Source organism: Vibrio sp. 1249-1 (assembly GCF_033340495.1).
This window is the reverse complement of record NZ_JAWOWJ010000823.1, coordinates 1-594: the sequence shown is the minus strand read 5'-3', so window position 1 is coordinate 594 and position 594 is coordinate 1. Positions and strand designations below refer to the sequence as shown.

Below are 594 nucleotides of genomic sequence, written 5' to 3'. Positions count from 1 at the left end.
ACTAGCAAAATGGGACCAATTTGGCCAAGCCGCCCTTAAAATCGCTGCCATTCAAACGGGACAAGACGATACCTGCGCAAGTTTCAAACCAAGCTGCTATACGCCAGGAGATAAAATACACGATGCTCTAGCTCCTGTTGTTATACCTAAACCAGGAGAGCTACAGGGGCTAGATCTTCAGGTCTTTGAAGAAATTACGTCGCATTACTTGCAAGCACATTTACCTCCATCAAAATATTTAGTTCAAGAAGGGGTTTTAAAATTCGATACCCATGGGCTTTTTGGAGAACCGGTATCTAGTTTCAAGATCACAAAGCGATCTTGTATAGAAACTGGGTGGGAACATTACTTTAAAGGTAAAGAGACCGTCCAAACTATCAGCTTAAACGATTTAGACAAAAGCAATGTTTCAATTCCAGATGTTGAGCTAAAGGAGTCTACTACAACTAAGCCCCCTCTCTTCACTGAGGCCTCACTACTTTTTGCGATGTACCATGCGGCAAAATTCGAGCCTAATCCTATTCTTAGGAATTCACTCAAAGAATCAAAAGGCATTGGGACACCAGCTACTAGGCCAACTCAAATCGCAACTAT

The 594-nt window shown here is 42.3% G+C and carries 1 protein-coding gene; it reads left to right on the top strand.

What is annotated here, in order from left to right:
- Positions 1–594, top strand: a 594-nt coding sequence (locus R7Z50_RS29125) for a DNA topoisomerase (RefSeq protein WP_318149962.1), incomplete at both ends; no start/stop codon positions are given.